This is a genomic window from Halobacteriovorax sp. GFR8 (assembly GCF_050955245.1).
In the GTDB taxonomy this organism is placed as follows: domain Bacteria; phylum Bdellovibrionota; class Bacteriovoracia; order Bacteriovoracales; family Bacteriovoracaceae; genus Halobacteriovorax_A.
This window is the reverse complement of the sequence record NZ_JBPBLR010000002.1, coordinates 1,626,518-1,644,906: the sequence shown is the minus strand read 5'-3', so window position 1 is coordinate 1,644,906 and position 18,389 is coordinate 1,626,518. Positions and strand designations below refer to the sequence as shown.

Annotated in this window: 20 protein-coding genes; 15 read left to right on the top strand and 5 right to left on the bottom strand. The window is 36.8% G+C overall.

The window, feature by feature from the left end; all coding sequences use genetic code 11:
- Nucleotides 1-13: 13 nt before the first annotated feature.
- Nucleotides 14-667 carry a CDP-diacylglycerol--glycerol-3-phosphate 3-phosphatidyltransferase gene (gene pgsA, locus ACRXC1_RS08315; protein ID WP_392860525.1) on the bottom strand — a complete coding sequence of 218 codons (654 nt, stop codon included), beginning with the start codon at nucleotides 665-667 and terminating at the stop codon, nucleotides 14-16.
- Between the two features lie 111 nt (nucleotides 668-778).
- Between pgsA and ACRXC1_RS08310 the strand changes: the two genes are divergently transcribed.
- The 8 genes from ACRXC1_RS08310 (at nucleotide 779) to ACRXC1_RS08275 (ending at nucleotide 9,536) form a co-directional block, all read left to right on the top strand.
- Nucleotides 779-1,498 carry a PilZ domain-containing protein gene (locus tag ACRXC1_RS08310; protein WP_433657986.1) on the top strand — a complete coding sequence of 240 codons (720 nt, stop codon included), beginning with the start codon at nucleotides 779-781 and terminating at the stop codon, nucleotides 1,496-1,498.
- A 115-nt stretch (nucleotides 1,499-1,613) separates the two neighbouring features.
- Complete coding sequence (gene glpX, locus ACRXC1_RS08305) at nucleotides 1,614-2,567, top strand: class II fructose-bisphosphatase (protein WP_392860527.1); 954 nt, start codon at nucleotides 1,614-1,616, stop codon at nucleotides 2,565-2,567.
- 29 nt (nucleotides 2,568-2,596) lie between these two features.
- Nucleotides 2,597-3,028: a type II toxin-antitoxin system RatA family toxin gene (locus ACRXC1_RS08300; protein ID WP_392911690.1), complete on the top strand. Its 432-nt coding sequence runs from the start codon at nucleotides 2,597-2,599 to the stop codon at nucleotides 3,026-3,028.
- A 7-nt stretch (nucleotides 3,029-3,035) separates the two neighbouring features.
- Nucleotides 3,036-3,359: a hypothetical protein gene (locus ACRXC1_RS08295; RefSeq protein WP_433657983.1), complete on the top strand. Its 324-nt coding sequence runs from the start codon at nucleotides 3,036-3,038 to the stop codon at nucleotides 3,357-3,359.
- On the top strand, nucleotides 3,356-3,988 hold the full coding sequence (locus ACRXC1_RS08290) for a YggS family pyridoxal phosphate-dependent enzyme (protein WP_392911686.1): 633 nt from the start codon (nucleotides 3,356-3,358) through the stop codon (nucleotides 3,986-3,988). The genes ACRXC1_RS08295 and ACRXC1_RS08290 overlap by 4 nt, the downstream gene beginning before the upstream one ends.
- 166 nt (nucleotides 3,989-4,154) lie before the next feature.
- The gene (locus ACRXC1_RS08285) at nucleotides 4,155-5,111 is read left to right on the top strand and encodes an isopenicillin N synthase family dioxygenase (RefSeq protein WP_392911683.1); all 957 of its coding nucleotides are present in this window, start codon (nucleotides 4,155-4,157) and stop codon (nucleotides 5,109-5,111) included.
- 174 nt (nucleotides 5,112-5,285) lie between these two features.
- Nucleotides 5,286-7,091, top strand: coding sequence for a hypothetical protein (locus ACRXC1_RS08280; RefSeq protein WP_433657980.1), 1,806 nt, complete (start codon nucleotides 5,286-5,288; stop codon nucleotides 7,089-7,091).
- 27 nt (nucleotides 7,092-7,118) lie between these two features.
- Nucleotides 7,119-9,536: a COG1470 family protein gene (locus ACRXC1_RS08275; RefSeq protein WP_433657978.1), complete on the top strand. Its 2,418-nt coding sequence runs from the start codon at nucleotides 7,119-7,121 to the stop codon at nucleotides 9,534-9,536.
- Between the two features lie 61 nt (nucleotides 9,537-9,597).
- Here the strand turns inward: ACRXC1_RS08275 and ACRXC1_RS08270 are convergent, their stop codons facing one another.
- On the bottom strand, nucleotides 9,598-10,488 hold the full coding sequence (locus ACRXC1_RS08270) for an ImmA/IrrE family metallo-endopeptidase (RefSeq protein WP_392911678.1): 891 nt from the start codon (nucleotides 10,486-10,488) through the stop codon (nucleotides 9,598-9,600).
- A gap of 225 nt (nucleotides 10,489-10,713) precedes the next feature.
- On the opposite strand from ACRXC1_RS08270, the gene ACRXC1_RS08265 reads away from it, so the two are divergent.
- Nucleotides 10,714-11,199, top strand: a complete 486-nt coding sequence (locus ACRXC1_RS08265; protein WP_433657976.1) for an Hsp20/alpha crystallin family protein — start codon at nucleotides 10,714-10,716, stop codon at nucleotides 11,197-11,199.
- Here the strand turns inward: ACRXC1_RS08265 and ACRXC1_RS08260 are convergent.
- Entirely contained in the window at nucleotides 11,186-11,605 is a 420-nt protein-coding gene (locus ACRXC1_RS08260; RefSeq protein ID WP_392911674.1) for a response regulator, read from the bottom strand. The two genes, ACRXC1_RS08265 and ACRXC1_RS08260, sit on opposite strands and share 14 nt — an antisense overlap.
- Before the next feature lie 223 nt (nucleotides 11,606-11,828).
- Between ACRXC1_RS08260 and ACRXC1_RS08255 the strand changes: the two genes are divergently transcribed.
- Nucleotides 11,829-12,281, top strand: a complete 453-nt coding sequence (locus ACRXC1_RS08255) for a hypothetical protein (protein ID WP_392911672.1) — start codon at nucleotides 11,829-11,831, stop codon at nucleotides 12,279-12,281.
- A 32-nt stretch (nucleotides 12,282-12,313) separates the two neighbouring features.
- Entirely contained in the window at nucleotides 12,314-13,450 is a 1,137-nt protein-coding gene (locus ACRXC1_RS08250) for a CpaF family protein (RefSeq protein ID WP_392911670.1), read from the top strand.
- A 15-nt stretch (nucleotides 13,451-13,465) separates the two neighbouring features.
- Here the strand turns inward: ACRXC1_RS08250 and ACRXC1_RS08245 are convergent, their stop codons facing one another.
- The gene (locus tag ACRXC1_RS08245) at nucleotides 13,466-13,714 is read right to left on the bottom strand and encodes a hypothetical protein (RefSeq protein ID WP_433657973.1); all 249 of its coding nucleotides are present in this window, start codon (nucleotides 13,712-13,714) and stop codon (nucleotides 13,466-13,468) included.
- A gap of 196 nt (nucleotides 13,715-13,910) precedes the next feature.
- Here ACRXC1_RS08245 and ACRXC1_RS08240 point away from each other — a divergent pair, with 196 nt between their 5' ends.
- The gene (locus ACRXC1_RS08240) at nucleotides 13,911-14,789 is read left to right on the top strand and encodes a hypothetical protein (protein ID WP_392911666.1); all 879 of its coding nucleotides are present in this window, start codon (nucleotides 13,911-13,913) and stop codon (nucleotides 14,787-14,789) included.
- Nucleotides 14,790-14,792: 3 nt separating this feature from the next.
- On the opposite strand, the gene ACRXC1_RS08235 is transcribed toward ACRXC1_RS08240, so the two are convergent.
- Nucleotides 14,793-15,524, bottom strand: a complete 732-nt coding sequence (locus ACRXC1_RS08235) for a hypothetical protein (RefSeq protein WP_433657971.1) — start codon at nucleotides 15,522-15,524, stop codon at nucleotides 14,793-14,795.
- Nucleotides 15,525-15,576: 52 nt separating this feature from the next.
- On the opposite strand from ACRXC1_RS08235, the gene ACRXC1_RS08230 reads away from it, so the two are divergent.
- The 3 genes from ACRXC1_RS08230 to ACRXC1_RS08220 all read left to right on the top strand — a co-directional run bounded on the left by ACRXC1_RS08230 (nucleotide 15,577) and on the right by ACRXC1_RS08220 (nucleotide 18,362).
- A complete protein-coding gene (locus ACRXC1_RS08230; protein WP_433657969.1) occupies nucleotides 15,577-16,353 on the top strand; it encodes a glutamate racemase in 777 nt (258 codons plus the stop codon).
- 62 nt (nucleotides 16,354-16,415) lie between these two features.
- Nucleotides 16,416-17,696: a phosphopyruvate hydratase gene (gene eno, locus ACRXC1_RS08225; RefSeq protein ID WP_393061799.1), complete on the top strand. Its 1,281-nt coding sequence runs from the start codon at nucleotides 16,416-16,418 to the stop codon at nucleotides 17,694-17,696.
- Between the two features lie 39 nt (nucleotides 17,697-17,735).
- Nucleotides 17,736-18,362, top strand: coding sequence for a hypothetical protein (locus tag ACRXC1_RS08220; protein ID WP_433657967.1), 627 nt, complete (start codon nucleotides 17,736-17,738; stop codon nucleotides 18,360-18,362).
- The last annotated feature ends 27 nt before the right edge of the window (nucleotides 18,363-18,389 follow it).

Here is an 18,389-nt window from a genome sequence, read left to right as displayed (position 1 = left end):
GATGATTAATCCTTTACTTTTGTTTTCGCTCTTTTCGGACCTCTGAAATTTTCTTAAAAAGGCCAAAGGTATAAACTAGGGCCGAGAAGACAGAAAAGACGAATGAAAGGTAAATGAGTATTGTTCCCACTAGAGGAAAAGAAAAGCCAAATGGTTTATCCCAGGCCATTAGCATTGGAATGGCCATCATTTGAAATGTTGTCTTCCATTTACCAAGTTGGTTAACACTTACTTTTAGGCCTTTTTCCATCGCTAATAAACGTAGTGCCGTCATATACATTTCACGTAAAACAAGAACAATGACAACAATCACGTTGACGCGATCAAGGGCCTGTAAAAGAATAAGAGATGAAACAACGAGGAATTTATCTGCGATTGGGTCAAGAAATGAACCAAAGACAGTAACAATATTTCTTTTTCGGGCAATATAACCATCAAAGAAATCTGTTACAGAGGCCAGCACAAAAGTCCAAGCTGCAATATAGCCAAGTGTTTTCACTGTGGCCTTAAAAATATTTTCTTCGAATAAACAGAGGTAAAGAGTCAGACATATAACTGGAATAAGTGCGACACGAAAAATAGTGAGGCGGTTTGGTAGATTATCGATTTCCCATTCGCTGAGGATTTCTTTTTGTGAGACTGTATTTTGCGTGTTTTTTTCTGACATATTTACTCAATGAAGATTTTTCCTATTTATTAAACTTTAAACCTTCGGCCCATAAACGTCTATAATAATTAACATAAATTACTTAAATCGAATAAAAGGATAACTCGAGTTATGAAAAAGCATCTCAATCTTATTAAGACAGGTCACCAATCTATTGAAAAGCGTGTATTTCCACGTTTTCCGTTCAGTTACTTAGTTTTTAAAAGAGAAGATAATTCAAAAAATTATCAAGTTCGAGATATTTCATATGGTGGAATGAGCCTGACACTAACTGATGGTGATATGGGAGCACAGATGGATGAAAATTTCTCTGGTGAGATCCACTGGTATGACCAAAAAGTAAAAGTGAAATGCCAAGTAAAAAGAGTTGAAAAAGACAACCTTGGTATTGAGTTCATTAAAGATGATATCTTCGATAAAACCTTATTAAATTTTCTTTCTATAGCAAATGTGTCGAAAAATCTTAGGCCAATTCACGAATACGATGAGCAACTTGAGCTACCAGGTGGCCTAAAGACATGGCTTCGTTGTGATGGGCCATTTGAAATCTTTATTTGGCATCATAGAGATGGCGAAATTTCTAAAATCCAAATTCTTATGATGGATTCTATTCTTGAATGGACTGACGGTGAAGGGATTCAAACTGGGAAAGTTCTCAATGTAAGAAGCTCTGATAAGCCATTAACTCATGAAGAAGAATTCGAGTTCTTAATTGATACTCCAGTTGATCAAGACCGTTTAGACTTTGCTCGTGAATTAGTAGCGAACGTTCCAAAGAATCTCATTTCTGAAGGTGATCTTGAGTTTCTAACGCGAAAAGTTATTGGTTAATTTCTACTAAATAACATATTAGCTAGATTAAATTATTTATTTCAAAACGAAGCTTTTCAATTGAAGTTTAACTCCTTAAAATAAAGCGAAATGTTTTGAATTAAAAGGATTGATAATGAATAGAAACCTCGCTTTGGAATTTGTAAGAGTAACTGAAATGGCCGCTATTAGCTCAGCTAGGCTAATGGGACGTGGTGACGAAAAAGCCGCAGATCAGGCCGCAGTCGATGCGATGAGAACGATGCTTGATTCTGTTGATTGCGACGCTACTGTTGTTATCGGTGAAGGTGAGCGCGATGAAGCTCCAATGCTCTACATTGGTGAAAAAGTTGGTTCTGGTAATGGGCCTGAGCTTGATATTGCCCTTGATCCACTTGAGGGAACGACAGTTTGTGCAAACGGTGGTTGGAACTCAATTGCTGTTATGGCCATTGCTGAAAAAGGAAACTTTCTAAACGCTCCTGATACTTATATGGAAAAAATTGCGGTTGGTCCTGAAGGAAAAGGTCTAATCAATATTGACGATACTCCAGCAGAGAATTTAAAGAGACTTGCTGAAGCTAAGAAGTGTCGTATCCAAGATCTAACGGCCGTCATTTTAGATAGGCCACGCCACGAAGAATTAATTAGACAGGTAAGAGATGCGGGTGCACGTATCCAGCTTATCGGTGATGGTGATGTTTCAGCTGCAATTGCTTGTTCTGAACCAGATAGTGGAATTGATATTCTTTTTGGTACAGGTGGTGCTCCTGAAGGTGTTATCGCTGCAGCTGCTCTTCGTTGTATTGGTGGAGACTTTCAAGGAAGACTTAAGCCAAGAAATGACGAGGAAATCGCACGTGCTAAAACAATGGGAATTGATGATATTAATAAGATCTATACAATCGACGAGCTAGCTTCTGGTAATGTTATGTTCTGTGCAACTGGTGTTACTGATGGAAGTTTTCTTAATGGTGTAAAATTCAAGTCATGGGGAGCTGTGACGGAATCAATCGTTATGAGAAGTCAGTCGGGAACAATTAGAAGAATTACTGCTGAACATCGTTTTGATACAAAACCGCGCTACTAATTATTTGATTAAATACAAGGAAGTTGATTATGGCCAAGGCAAGCCGCACTGAAGTTTTTGATATTGATATTAATAAACTATATGACGTTATTGTTGACTTTGAATCATACCCAGAATTCGTTTTAGGTGTTAATGATATCAAGGTTCATGATATGACTGATGAAAGTGGTGTTGTTGAATATTCAATTGATATGATTAAAAAATTAAATTACCACCTTGATATGAAAATGAGCAGACCTAGTAAGGTTGCTTGGACATTTAAAAAAGGTGATCTTTTCAAAATAAATGATGGTGGCTGGGATCTAAAGGATCTTGGTGATGGTAAAACTGAGGTAACTTATAGTTTAGAAATTGAAGTGAAGGGATTTATTCCTGGATCGAAAATGATTGTTAATAAGTTAACTGAAACTTCTCTACCATCAATGATGAAGAGTTTCTACGAGCGTGCAAAAGGTCTGTGAGTCAATCATGAGCGAGTCTAAGAAAACAGATAAATCAGATGGAATTTTAGGTGATACGATAAAGAAAGTTGTCTCAATTGGTATTGGGGCAGCTTTTATGACTGAGGAATCAGTTAAGAAAGTTTTAGATGATCTACCACTACCTAAAGATATTGTTTCTGGGCTCGTGACTAATGCTAAGAAAACTAAGGAAGACTTTGTTGTTTCAGTCCGTGAAGAACTTCGTAATTACTTAAAGAATGTTGATCCAAAGACTATCGTTGAATCAATCCTTGAAGATTATGAGGTAACTGTAAGCTTCAAAAAGAAAGAAGATAAATCTGAAAAATGATCTCTGAAAATTATCAAAAAATAGTGTCTCAAGTAGGCGACAAGAATAAGCTCTTGGCCGTGACAAAATATAGTGAATTCGAAGATATAAAAACAGTCTATGACTTGGGCCATCGCGACTTTGGTGAGAATCGAGTTGAGTCTCTTATGCCCAAGGCGCAAAAGGCACTAGAACTAGGTCTCGATGATATTAGATGGCACTTTATTGGGCATATTCAATCAAATAAGATTGCAAAGATTTGCAAAGTTCCAAATCTTAAAAGTGTACAGTCTCTTGATAATTTAAAGCATATGCGTCTTTTTAATGAAAAACTTAGTTGCGCCTGTGACTTCTATATTCAAGTCAATACAAGTGGTGAAGAGCAAAAGGGAGGGCTTTGGGAGCTTGAGTCTGTTAGAGACTTCATTAGCGAGGCCAAAGAGCTAAGTCATATTCGAGTCGTGGGCCTTATGACCATGGCCGCGGCACAAGGGCCTGCCCCTCGTGAAAGTTTTCAAAAATTAGTTGATATACGTGATGCTATTGATAAGAACTTAAAATTATCTATGGGCATGAGCGGCGATATGGACGATGCCCTTGAGCTTGGTAGTGATTGCATTCGCGTTGGAAGTGCAATTTTTAAGGGATAATTATTGTATCCTTACTATCTAATTTCTAAAATCTATACTCTATCTATTTGTAATTACATCCTATATTAGCTTAGGCTTATAACTAGCATTATTGACTTTAATTTATGCGAGCTGTAATTATTTTTTATCAACTTATTTAAACCGACTTGAACAATGGAGAGTCATTATGAGTACAGCAAATAATAATGAAAGAAAGGTTCCAGAACTAAGCCTAACTTCTTACACACAAGGCTCAACTGCTGAGCAGATTAAATTTGTGGACGAATTAATGTATGGCCTTAAAGAGTACGGTTTTATTATTCTTGATAACCACACGGTTGATCAGAATAAAGTTGATGAAGCCTATGAGATGGTTAAAAAGTTCTTTTCTCTACCTGTAGAAACAAAGCTTAATTACCAAGGTCAAAATGGTGGTCAACGTGGTTACACTCCGTTTGGAATGGAACACGCAAAAGATAGTAAGCACCCAGACTTAAAAGAATTCTGGCACGTAGGGCGTGAACTTGCTGCAACTTCACAATACAAGGGTGTTTATCCTGAAAATATTTGGCCGGCAGAAGTTCCAGGTTTCAAAGAGAAATTCCTTTCTCTATATGAATCAATGGATGCTACAGCTAATATTCTTCTTGAGGCAATCGGTAAAGGTCTAGATGTTCCAGAAGGTTTCTTTTCTGAGATGGTAAATGATGGTAATTCAATCCTAAGAACAATTCATTATCCACCAACAACTGGTCACGATACAACAAATTCAATCAGAGCTGGTGCTCATGAAGATATTAACCTTATTACAATGCTAGTCGGTGCGACTTCATCTGGCCTTCAACTTCTTGATCGCGATGGAACTTGGCTAGATGTTGACTCAAAGCCTGGACAACTTGTTGTTGACTCAGGGGATATGATGGCAAGACTTACAAATAATGTACTTCCTGCTACTACTCACAGAGTAATCAACCCAGACAATTCTGGTGAAGAAAGATACTCAATGCCATACTTTGTACACCCACACTCAAAAGCGTCTCTTGCATGCCTAGAAAGCTGTGTTGGTGAAGGTAAGAAGTGGGAAGATATTACGGCAGGTGACTTCCTAAACCAACGTCTTAGGGAAATTGGTCTAATTAAGTAAAGAAATGGTTGGGGAACCAGAACAACAATATTACGAGTAATACGATTTTCTAAAGGCCTCGCTTTGCGAGGTCTTTTTTTTGATGTTCACTTATTATCTGTCTGTCTAAATAGTGAACACTTTCTAGTCTCTAAATGCTTATAATTTAATCAAGGATAGTGGCACTAGCTTTGCATGTTAATTGCCATGCTATACCTAAAGAAAACGACTTTATTAAAGTTTGTCTCAATTCTTTTATTTAATCTCGTGATTGTGGCCTCTCCTACAACAGAGTTTCACCGCGAAATTCTTTCGATGAAAAGGGCCTCATCAAAAGTACTTTCACGTTTAAGAAGTATGTCCAGAGTTAATCACTCTGAGTTTCGTCGAGATGAGTACACTTCAGCGTATTATCAATTTGAAAATATTCATACGGCAATTAAGAAATTTCATAAGAGGGTTTTAAAGAAGGGGCAATTAGGTCGCGATAAAAATGGTGAGTACTCTGATGAGCTTGCTTATAAAGAAACTCAAGACTTTATTAAGTACCTTGATAGCTTGATACCTATTTTTGTAAAAACCAAAGGCCATGATAAATTGCCTTCATCTCGTAAGATCCTTGTTTCACAAATTTCTGCTAGTGCCCTTGCTCTTGTTGAATACTTAAAAGAAGAAGATATTTATGTCCAAGTTTCACGCTCATTACATAATATTGCAAAGACCTACCAGAAGCAGCAGGAATTTATAGCGCAAAAAGAAGAGCTCTTAGCTGACTTCTATGATGCTCAGGATGAGTTAGAAATTTCAATGACAAAAATGATTGATCATCTGTCCCAATTTATTAGACGCAACCATATGTCTAATCATGATCGTCGTCATGAGCGCTACACAAGGTCATCTTATGATTACCTAAAGCATAGAAAGATTTTTAATGAAGTCGAAGATATGCTTGAAGATTTTGATATTAACGATGAGGCCAAGTTTATAAGGCTTACACAGCTTGTGTCAGAAACTAGACAGTTAGTAAATCTTACAAAGACCAATACAAAAAATGCTCGCATCCTCCTCTCTCGTGTATACAAGGCGTTCAACTTATTTTCTTTAGAGGCAAAAAACCTAAATAGTAAATTAGTTGTTACAAGGCTTGATCCAACACTTGGGCTTAAGGAAACAGAGTATAAATTTTATCGCGCTACACAGGCGTGTTCTTTACTTGGAGGCCCAGGCAATATTCTTTTAAGAAGATCAATCGAGAGCGATATCGACTTATTTGAAGATTTTAGCCCTCGTACTTCAGGCGCGATCAAGCTTATTGAGTTTTTAAAATTTAACGATCGAAGCCTAGAGTTTAGACATGCTGAGATTATTACAGAAATAGAAAGAGATACTCGAATCAACACAATGGGATTTTACCCTCTAAGTTTTAACTGGGGTAAAGATGAAGAAGATAAGATGCCTCCATTTGTTGAAATTAAAAAAGGGTATCGTAAGTGTCACTCAGATGGCTGTGATACATATGATGACTACCGCACAAATTTTGCTTGGCTAAGAGTGAATGAGAAGAGTGCAAAGAAGATGACTCGTCGAAAAGAGAAGGCCTTAAAAAAGGTCGAAAATAAAGAAGACTATGGAAAGCTAGGCGTATGTTCGGATTTTGTTAACTGGGCATTTGGGAATGTGATTACTTCTAATTGGAATCAAATCCCAATCGTAAGAAATCTGATTCAAATTATCTATCCGCCAGAAGGACTACAAACGCCGGACAATCTCTATGACTCATATAAGACAGATGTCATTTGTGAGGTGGAACGAAGAAAACTTAAGTACCCACACTATGTGAATGCTCATCACTTAAAAGAGCAGGTATTAAGAGACTTGAATTCGCAAAATATCGCTATTAGTAATCATGCGAAGAAGACATTAAATGAATTAATTAAGAAAAATATAATGGATAACGAATTAAATTTAAACTATGACGTTATTAATTTTGAAACAAAATAAGAACAAAGACGAAAAGGAGAGAAGAGAATGAACAACAAAAAACAAAAACTTCTAGTTGCCGCGTTTTTAATGACGCAAGCACCTGCTGTTATCGCAGGTTATTACAATTCTTCAATCGAAGGTATTTCTCTAGATGGTATCTACACACCAGAGAACCTAAGTAATATTTCTAAAACTGTTTGTAAAAAAGTTTATGATGATCCAAATATGGATAAAGAACACACTCAAATGTGTGAGCGTGGTGTTCAGTCAGCTCAGCGTATGGCCGCTGTATATGCTGCTGGTGAAGGGACGCACCTTGGTTGTGTTGATGGTTATCAACAAGGTCTTTACCGTGGTTTCAATATGACTTCAAATCCTTCTGTTGATATCCTAAGAGAGGAACAACGTGCACTTAAGGGTGTTACGATTGAGAACGCTGTTGCTCTTGGAAAAGATAAAGCAGCAAAAGATTCACGTTACTCAACTGAATCAGAAATCATTTCTCGCTTCAGAGATAATGTTAGAAATGATGCTTCTCAGGCCGTTACTGCTCCTTCAAAAGACTATTCAGATGTACTTGAAGTTCCTCGTTTCGAAGGTTTCAATGATGGATATGCAAGAGATGGTAAGGGTGGATCATTCAGTGATGTAATTAACGCTGGTTGGGTTTCGTCTTCATCTGCAATTGGAAAGAGAATTCATGCTCGTGCAGTCGCTAGACAATTTGGTCTTAGATCAAGCCTAGCAGATAAGTGTTCTTCAACACCTATTTTATTCGATAAAGGTCTTCACACAGTTTCAATGTGGGATTTATTCTCTGCATATGGAGAGTACAACTTTAAAGACTATGGTTGGAAGTCGACATCACGTGCATGGAATAAGTTCAAGGCATCTGATGAGCAAGAGGCCATTGCTTACCGTAATATTCAAGATGTTAAAGAATCATACCAGCACAAAATTGGTTACCACCAAAAAAGAGTTATCGTTGAAGTTGATGTTCTTGATGCTAATGGACAACCAACTGGGGAAAAAGTACCTAAGAAAGACGCCAACGGACAATATGTTTATGAGGAAGTTGATGATTTAAACCGTCCAATTTTCGAAACACGCTACCGTACAGTTTCAGGGAAATCTGCACAAGACCTAAAAAATGTTTATGCAGACGCATTCTCTGAGTCATATAGAAACCTTGCAAAAGAACACTTTGGTAAGGCCTTCGTATCAACGCATACAATGGCACGTAACCTTGGTGAGGACTCAGGTAAGGCCGTAGGTCTAATCGTTGCTCGTGATCTTGCAAAACAACAAGCGTATGATGAAGTTTACAAGGCCCAATCTGCAACTTCATTTGCAAAAGAATATGAAAATTTATTTGTTTCTTCTTGGAATAAGAACTTTGATTATTTTGTAAATAACCCAATGGTTGAGATAACTGGTTTCGATCTATCAGGTGATGGAAACGGGATCTTTACAAGAGGGGAGTCACTTAAGTCAGTTCTTGGACTAAGAAACTTAGGACTTAAGTCTGGAAATATCAAAGTTTCTCTTGATTCTTCATCTTTTGAAGCAGGTTCAGCACGTTCAGAATACGTAACAGCTCCAGCTTCACTTAACTTTACTCATAAGTCTGCAAGTGCTCAAGGTAAGCTTTCAAATAACCTAAGTGTTTTTGATTCAGCATACCTAGTTGTTAGTATCGACGGAAGCGATATTAAGAAAGTTTATGAACTAAAGAGTACAGATTCTAAGAGAATCGAGATTCTTGATGTCGCTCCAGTTTATCAAGCAGATACTCGTATCAACTCTGTTGTAGCTGGTGATGCGACAGTATTTGTAACAGTGAAGAACCCATCAAACTCAGAAACTTCATCATCTGTTGATATCTCTGTGGCAATGAATGATGGTAAGACTTATACAGCAACAGCTTCTGCTCTGAAAGCAGGTGAGTCTAAGAGAGTTCCAGTTCGTGTAACAGGACTTGATCCACTATTCATTATCAATCAGGGGCTTTCTGGTAAAGCAACATCTAAAGTTGCTGGAAGAGTGATGAACTCACGTGCAACATCTCGTGATACTGTTGACTTTGATAGAGCAGTTGCAGATTACTTTAACTCAATCCTAACGAATTCAACAACTAACTTTGGTGATGATGGTTATAAAGAAGATCGTGTTGAAACACTAATTTCAATCATCTTAACTGCTACTGAAAGACAAATCGATACTGATTGGGATAGTAATTCAAGAGTTGCTAATACGATGATCGGTGCTCTTCAAAAAGAATACAAGGCATCAGCAGCAGCTGGAAAGCTTAATGAAGAAGCAAAAGAGACTTATAAGACTTTAGCTCAAGAGCTTGAAGGATTATATGATGATACTTTTGGATACAAGGATTATGTAAATCAACTTAAGGTATTCAACGGTGATCTAGAAACTCGTTCAAAGAAAGATCGTAAGAAAGATTAATCTAAAAAAACAAAGGCCCGCATCTTGCGGGCCTTTTTATTTTCAATAATTTTATATTTAATTATTGTGCTTCAACTACAGCTTGACCTGGCTTGAACCAACATAGTGGTCTTAGTCCAGATGTGAAGTTTTCAGTTCTGTTACAAGTACCGATGTTAGCATCATTTTGATCTACATCTGTGTAAGCGTCAACAGTACATAGTGCACCTTGGAAGTAAGTATCTAGACGACACTGTGGTGCTGGGTGATTGTCATTAGTTTTAGAAACTACAGCTGGATCTGGAGTATCAAACTTAAGCTCAGTAGTCATATTTCTTAATGCTCTGAAAAGGTTTGCTAGTGACATACCTGCCATTGAACCTCTTAAACACATTGCATATTCATTTTCGTTAACAAAGTTAGTCTGACAGTTTTTAACTGCAAAAGCTGGAACTTCAACTTCGCTCATGATTGAAGCGTTGTCGTCATTTTCCATGAACTTTCTTAGACACTTAGAAGTTGCGAAGTAATCAGCTTGACCTTCGTTTGACGCCCAAGAAGATCCCCACCAGCTTGCTTTCTTTGGTGCTCCACCTAGGTGGTGACCAAGCTCGTGACATACAACAGATGCAAACCCGTCTCTAGTGATTGTTTCGTGTCTTGCTAGACCACCAAACATTGAAACGCGCCAAGTGTTACCAATTTGCTGTGCATAAGCGTTAACTGTTCCATCTTCCCATTTTCTTTCGATTTCTAAAGTCTTACCTTTAGCAGCGATAATTGGTGCATAGATCGCTTCAATCTTATCGATGATTCCATTGAATTCACCTTCAGAAATTGTGTTGATACTTTTTACATTTGAAGGAATCCATAGGTTGTTGTCTTCTACGATTCCTGTTGTTCCGTGCTCATCACATGCGAAAGAAAAAGTCGATACACATGCAAGTAGTAGAGCTAAAATTCCTTTTTTCAAATCAGTCCTCCCTGAAAAGTATATTATTGATTTGCCAATTCTTTTTCTGGTTTAGCGTAGATATGATTTTTCTGAATTTTTTACACTATGTAAAAGTCTTTTTTTGATTTGGGCCTTAATGTAAGATTTTGTTGGTTTCTGGATGCTGTGATGCATTGTGAATATGATTGGTTTTTCACTGTGTATCTGTCTAACTTACTAAAATTATGATAAGATTTCATAAGTATGAAGAAGCTAATTTTTATCACTTTTTTTACTCTCTCAGCTGTAAGTTATGGCCAAGGTAATGATCCGCTTGTTGATCAGATCATGCAGATGCGTGATGAAATGATGAAACAGATGCAGGCCGGTGATAGCTTTGATGCTGAAATACAAAAAATGTTTGAGAGAATGCAAAAGATGGGACAGATCCAAGGGCTGCCCGATCGCTTCAATCGTCACGTGAATATGGTTGAATACTTTTGGCAGGATGCTGACACACTCGTTGTCAAAGCTTCCAAGGACGATGAAGTCAATATTGAAGTTAAAGAGGGGCTTGTCATTATTAAAGGCCAAAAAGTTATTAAGTCTCCAAATGGTATTTCAAAGTCTTCTTTTACTCAGTCTGTTCCAATACGAGCTGGCCTTGATTCGACATCTGTGAAGATGAGTGTAAAGGATGGAAATATTATTCTTGATTTTAAGATAATAGATAAATCTAAGCAGCAATAATTTCACCATTTAAATTTTCAAGAATTGAATAGAGCTTATGATTAAAGTCTTGAACGTTAAATGGCTTTGTTAAGACCTCTTCTACATTTAGTTTAGAAGCATCATGAATTTTCTCAACGTCAATGTCGCCAGAGATTAACATAATATGAGGGTAGTTATCTTTTCTCTTTCCTTCCATGCTATGTACACCATAGAGTTGCTCTATATATTGTAGGACTTCTTGACCACCCATCTCCGGTAGATTTAAGTCAATGACGATAAGGTCATAATTATCATCTCTTATCATTTTACAGGCATCGAGACCATTTGAGGCCATTGACACATTTGCGAAGTAGCCACTACTTGCAATAAGTGACTTTAATGATTCTGATATTGTTCTTTTATCGTCAATGATGAGTGCCTTCATTTTGATTTCCTTGTCTTGATTTCCGTATCAATTAAAATCGCAAAGTTGCTCTTAAATCTATAAACAATATGTCCTTATTTTAGTGCCACCTACAATTTTTTATAACTAAATTAATTCATAAGATTTATTAACGTTCTTAAACTGTTGAAATAACGAGTAAATCCCACAACTAAGTTTGAGTAGAGGACTAAAGTATCACTCATAAGTTACCGATAAATAAATTATGAAAAGCTTCGCTGTGACGTTAATTACATTGATTGTGACAACTTATGCCTTTGGAATTAAGGAGACTTATTTTCATAAGCGAGAGTTTGATATTCCAAAAAGAGACTTGTCGATTATCGCAACTGACAAAGGTTTCTTTCCTTCGAAAGTAACAGCATTTGTAGGGGAGAAGCTTAACCTCTATGTGACATCAGCTACAAACTTACCAAGTTGCCTTATTTTAAAAGAACACGAAGTATACGTTGAGGCCAAAAAAGGTGAAGTTAGGGAAGCTTCTGTTTTTCTTGATTCCCCTGGCCGCTTCAAATTCTATTGCCCTTCAGGACAGATAAGTGGGACTTTAACTGTCATTGAACATCCACGTGAAAAGGCAAAGAAAGACGAGCAAAAAAGAGAGATTGCATCTCGTGAAAGTGAACGAGTGCGTGTCTGGCGTCCAAAAGACGACTAGAGTATTTTATAAGAAGTTGATTGTGAGGGATTATGTCTTCGGTATTTAGCGATGCGATTAAGAATTTACTTTATCCAATTGGTGACCTTCTAGAAGATGAGGGTGTATCAGAAGTTATGATCAATGGCCCTCATGAAATCTTTGTTGAAAAGAAGGGGCTTGTTTTCAAAGTTCCAAATCAATTTGAAGATGAATCATCTTTAATCTCTGCAATGCGTGCCATAGCCCAATCAGTAAATCGTACAATTGATGAAGACAACCCTCGTTTGGATGCTCGTCTTCCAGATGGCTCTCGTATTCACGTTGTTCTGCCTCCAATGGCAAAGAATGGAACAACTGTGGCCATTCGTAAATTCTCAAAAGATAGTCTTACTTTAAAAGACCTTATTTCATTCGGATCAATGTCAGATGTCGCCGCAAGATTCTTAGATATTTGTGTCTATCTTGGAAAGAATATTCTTGTTTCAGGTGGGACTGGTTCTGGAAAGACAACGATGCTTAATGTTTTAGGTGGTCGAATTCCTAAAACTCAACGTCTTATCATTATTGAAGATGCGGCAGAGTTACAAGTCGATGCCGAACACGTAGTAAATTTTGAAACAAGAAAGGCCGATGAACTAAAAGGTATTGAAGAAGTTTCGATTCGTGATCTTGTCATTTCTGCCATGAGACTTCGTCCTGATAGAATTATTGTCGGGGAGGTTCGTGGTGATGAGGCCCTTGATCTTGTTCAAGTTATGAATACTGGTCACGATGGTTCAATGGGAACTGTTCACGCCAATAATCCAATTGATGCTTGTACGCGTCTTGAGACCCTATGTCTTATGGGTGACACAAAAATTCCACCTGATGCTGTTAGAAAGATGGTAGGAAGTGCTCTACAGATTGTCGTTCAATGTAGCCGTTATCATGATGGTGGACGTCGTACTTCACATATCTCAGAAGTCCTTGGTGTCGATAATAATGGTAATTATATTGTTCGTGATATTTTCCGCTGGGTGCAGACTGGAAAGGATCCACAAACCGGAAAATATTTAGGAGAGATGGTGCCGTGTAATTACGTGCCAACTTTCTTTGAAGATATCGTTGTTCACAAGCTGCCATTTCCAAAGTCAAACTTTTTGGCACCTGACTGGGTTAAGGATATGGTTAAGAAGAAAGCAGCTTAGAATTAAAGAGAGCTTCTAGATATCGACTTCAATTCCATCTTCATAGATTTCAACGATAAATCGATCCTGATCTAACTCCTTGGTCTTTTCCACGATCTCTTTGATATCATCTATTTCTAGCTCTGGTTCAAGCTCCATGTCGGCGCTAAATACCTTAATGATAGCAATACTCATCTTAAAGTCACTTAAGTCATTGAATTCAGATAGGGGGAATGTTACTTTGTAACCCCCTGAAAACTTATCAATATCCACGTCTATTTTCATATAATTAATTGTAATTACATTAGAATAAAATGCAATAAAATTTAAACTACGTAGATTCCTGGAATCTTGTCTAAATTTTAGTGCATAGAAAATGAACATGGCATTACTATTTTTCAACTGACACCAAAAATATCCTTTGCGCTGATATTATTAAAAGCGTCAATTAGCTTAATTTTATTTTTGAGGGAAAAATTAAATGAGAAATAGAACAAAATCATTCATCAAATCAACTCTAGTGATGACAGCAATTGCTCTTTCGGCAAATACTTTTGCACTGGAAACAATTCAGGATGATATTGATTCAATTCGTTTTCAGCTTAAGTCTGAACAGATCTATACTTTCAAAAATTATGGACAAGGACAGTATAAGGAATTGGCCTTTACAAGAATTGAGCGACCGAGACTAGAAGTTGCCCTTAACAAGAAATCTTCAACTGAGACTTTGGAAGTTGCTATTGATGAGTCTATTTTGGTGGAAAAGAACTCTCTCGTTAATATTAAATTAGAAAAGAATAATCTCGTTAATATTGAAAGTGCAGTAAATGCCAAATCTTCAGTGTTAACAAAATTAAAGAATCATCGATTAGGACTTGATAAAAATCAGGCCGCAAAAATTCTAAAAAAAGATATTGTTGCAAACCTAAATCGTGTGATTGCAAAAATTGGTTTTCGCGATAACACAAAGGTTCGTTATGAGATTAAGAATCTAGCTTTTAATTGTCCTTCTCTAAAGGGCCGTATCACAAATTGTCGTGGTAAGTATGATGTTGTTGCAACATTAAAGAATGAGAAAAAGAAAACATCAAACCTTTCAGAGATTCTTATTAACTCGACAAAGAATTTGAACAATTTTGGAACAGAGATTGAAATTAACACTTATATTGGTGAGCTTCGTTCTATCAATAAGCAACTTAATAAACTATCTGAAGGAAAGCCTAAGGGTGTTGATCTTAAGAAGCTTTATGCTCTTAAAAAAGATGTACAGTCAGAAATTCTAGATTCTTATCAGTACACGGCCATTGCTACGACAAGTGCACAAGAGTTTTTAACAAAGCTTAATTCTAAATTTAATTAGGAATTAGTTTATACTTTGTTTTAAGCTTACAAATAAATTAATAACTTCATTTAATACATCATTGTGAAGCTGACTGAAGTTAGCTTCATATTTTTTTGCTTGAGAATCAAATTCTGCACGGTTCTCTTTATTCTTAACTTCCAGTTTTAATTGATCCGCTAGAAAAGTTAATTTGATATCGAGATTATAAATCATCACTCTTAGAATAGGTGATTCTTCCCATTGTCCAAAGAAAACTTTGTAACTTAAAATTGTACTTCTATGATCAATGCGAGCGAGGGATTTTTTAAGAGTAAGCAATGTTACTTTGAGCCACTCAAGAGACTTGTCTTCATTTAGTCCAGTCTTGGGCGAAATGGTCTTTAGATAGTCAATAGAGCCATTGATCATGGCCTTAATTGCAAGGTGTTCATATTTTTTTGCATCAAAGTCTAAGGCTTCATTTTGGTATTCGATAAATTCTTTGTCCACTAAGTTCAAAGTACTCATTTGATCGAAGTGCATTAATAAGTTGCTATCTTGGGCCTCTGTATGAAGGTAGATATCGTGAAGGTTTTTACGGTCCTCTCGTAGAGGAGACTTTTCAAAATTATTATGGGCCAAGCAAACTCGCACCGGATTATTTTGTAGTGAGTCTTGCATAGACTTTAAGATCTTGTCTCTGTTATCATCATTAGATAGACGGTTTTTATTAATTCTAGTGAAAAAGTTTACGAATTTATTTTTAATACTCATAAGGGATAAAATAACGACTTTTTTAGGGATGTCTAGCATTTAAGGTGAAATATTGAAGATAGGGATTTTTGATTCAGGCATTGGTGGTCTTAGCGTGTTGCGTGAAGTCGCAAAACTTATGGATCGTTGCGAAATTTATTACCTTGCAGACCGTCTAAATGCACCTTATGGTAATAAAACAAAAGAAGAAGTATTTAACTTTTGTCGACATATTGTTGATGATTTCATCTCGCATGGAATCGACACAATCTTAATTGCCTGTAACTCTGCAACGGCCATGGCCATTAATGAGCTGCGCGCAAACTATCCTACGATTCGCTTTTTTGGAATTGAACCATTTATTAATGTGATTAATCTTAGACCTGAGCTTAAGCAGCAAAAGGGCGTTGTTTTAACGACTAAAATTACGGCCGACTCGATGCGATTTCAGAATTTGAAAGACCGTTATGACCCTCAAGGACATTTGGTTTACCGCGTATCAAAGAATCTTGCAAAGATTATAGAAGACAGCTTTGACAGCGGTCGTTTAAATGAAGAAGAAATTTCTAAAGAGATTGTCGAGTCTATTTTTCCTTCAGGTGAGAAGGAGAGTTATGACTATATTATTTTGGGATGTACTCATTACCCATTCGTAAAAGATCTTTTTAAGGCCAGTGTTGGGGCCCACAGTATTTCTCCTTGCTATCATGTGGCCAAACATGTGGCCGATCAATGTGTTATTAGTGATGATGGCGACATTGTTGAATTTTTCTATTACCGCGATAGTAGAAGTCCCGATTTATGGCGCAAAGTTAAAAAACAAAATTTAGAAGGTTTTCCCTTTTTCTAAGTGACGATCCTTGAAATCGTAAGTTAAAATATAGCACATTTTAAACTAACGAAGGATTGGATATGTCTAAAATTAAATCTATAACTCCACGTCAAATCTTAGACTCACGAGGAAACCCTACTGTTGAAGTTGACTTAGTAACTGAAAATGGTTTTATGGCCCGTGCAGCGGTTCCTTCTGGGGCATCGACTGGTTCTAAAGAAGCTTTAGAGTTAAGAGATGGTGATAAATCTTACTACCTTGGAAAGTCTGTTAGAAAGGCAATTTCAAATATTAATGAATATATCGCACCAAAAATTATCGGAATGGATGTTTTTGATCTAAGAGCTGTTGACCAAGCAATGCTTGATGTTGATGGAACTGAAAATAAAGAAAAGCTAGGAGCAAATGCGATTCTTGCTGTTTCAATGTGTGTTGCTCGCGCTGGTGCACTTGAAAAAGGTAAGCCACTATATGCTTACCTAAGAGAAGACCTAGGTGTTCCAGTAGCATGTGATAAGTACCGTCTTCCTACACCAATGATGAATATTATTAACGGCGGTGAGCACGCTTCAAATAATCTTGATATTCAAGAGTTTATGATTATTCCACATATGGATAAGTCATTTAGTGAAAACTTAAGAGCTGGAGTGGAAACTTTCCACGCTCTGAAAAGTGTTTTAACTGAAAAAGGATATTCAACAAATGTTGGTGATGAAGGTGGTTTTGCACCATCTCTTAAATCACACGAAGAGGCCCTTGATCTAATCCTAAGCGCAATTGAAAAAGCGGGATATAAACCTGGTCAAGATATCTCGATTTCACTAGATGCAGCAGCATCAGAGTTTTTCAAAGACGGTAGTTACCAAATGCAAGGTAAGAGCTACTCGAGTGAAGATATGGTTGAATATTACTCAAATTTAGTATCAAAATATCCGATATATTCAATTGAAGACGGGCTGGATGAAGCTGACTATTCTGGTTGGGTAAAGCTGACTGCCAAGTTAGGGGATAAGTGTCTACTGGTTGGTGACGACTTATTTGTAACGAATAAGAAGATCCTAGCTGAAGGTATTGAAAAGAAGCAAGCAAACTCGATCTTAGTTAAGATCAATCAAATTGGTTCTCTAAGTGAAACTTTTGATACGTTAAAACTTGCTTTTGAAAATGACTTTAGAGCAATTATCTCTCACCGCTCAGGAGAAACAAGTGATGCCTTTATTGCAGATCTTGCTGTTGCGACTTCAAGTGGACTAATTAAGACAGGTTCAGCTTCAAGAAGTGACCGTCTTGCAAAATACAATCAACTGCTAAGAATTGAAGAGGCCCTTGGTAGTGAAGCAAAATACGACGGATTAATCTAAGTAAGAAATAACAAGGCCTCTAAAATAGAGGCCTTTTTTATGTCTGATTCAAAATTGAAAGAAAATAATGAAGCTCTTCATTTCCTTCATGATCTACTTAACCATACACATGGATTAAAGTTGTATCTAGAGTCACGTAATGGTCAAATGGATCAGTCTGGCCTAGAAGTCATCTATAATGAAATTGCGGCCCTTGAAAATCAGATCTCATCACAATTTTATCGTTTAAAAGATAATGGCCCCTATCGATTGGCCGACTTAGTTGAAACATGTCAGATGCAATTTGAGATCTATCAACTTAATGTCGATTTAGTTGTTGAGGTTTCTCAATGTGAGCTGGCCCCTATCGAATTTTCTTGTGATGAACAAATTTTTGAACGACTCATAAAAAATATTTCAAAGAATATCTATCTATGGTCTAGGCGTGAAGGCAAGATTGATTGTCATATCAGTGAAGCTGGAGAAAAAATCCAAATCATTCTAACAAATGAAATTGATCAGCATGCTGATTTGGATAAGACCTCTAATGGTATAGGACTTCTATCTATGAAGCGAATCGCAAGTGAGAATGGAATTGTTTTTCAAAGCTATTTAGTCGATGAGAAGTGGTTTACGAAAATCCTGATCGATAAGCTCAGGATAAGGCAAGAAAATATCGCCTGCTAGGTAAAAGAATTCTATCTATATTAAAAA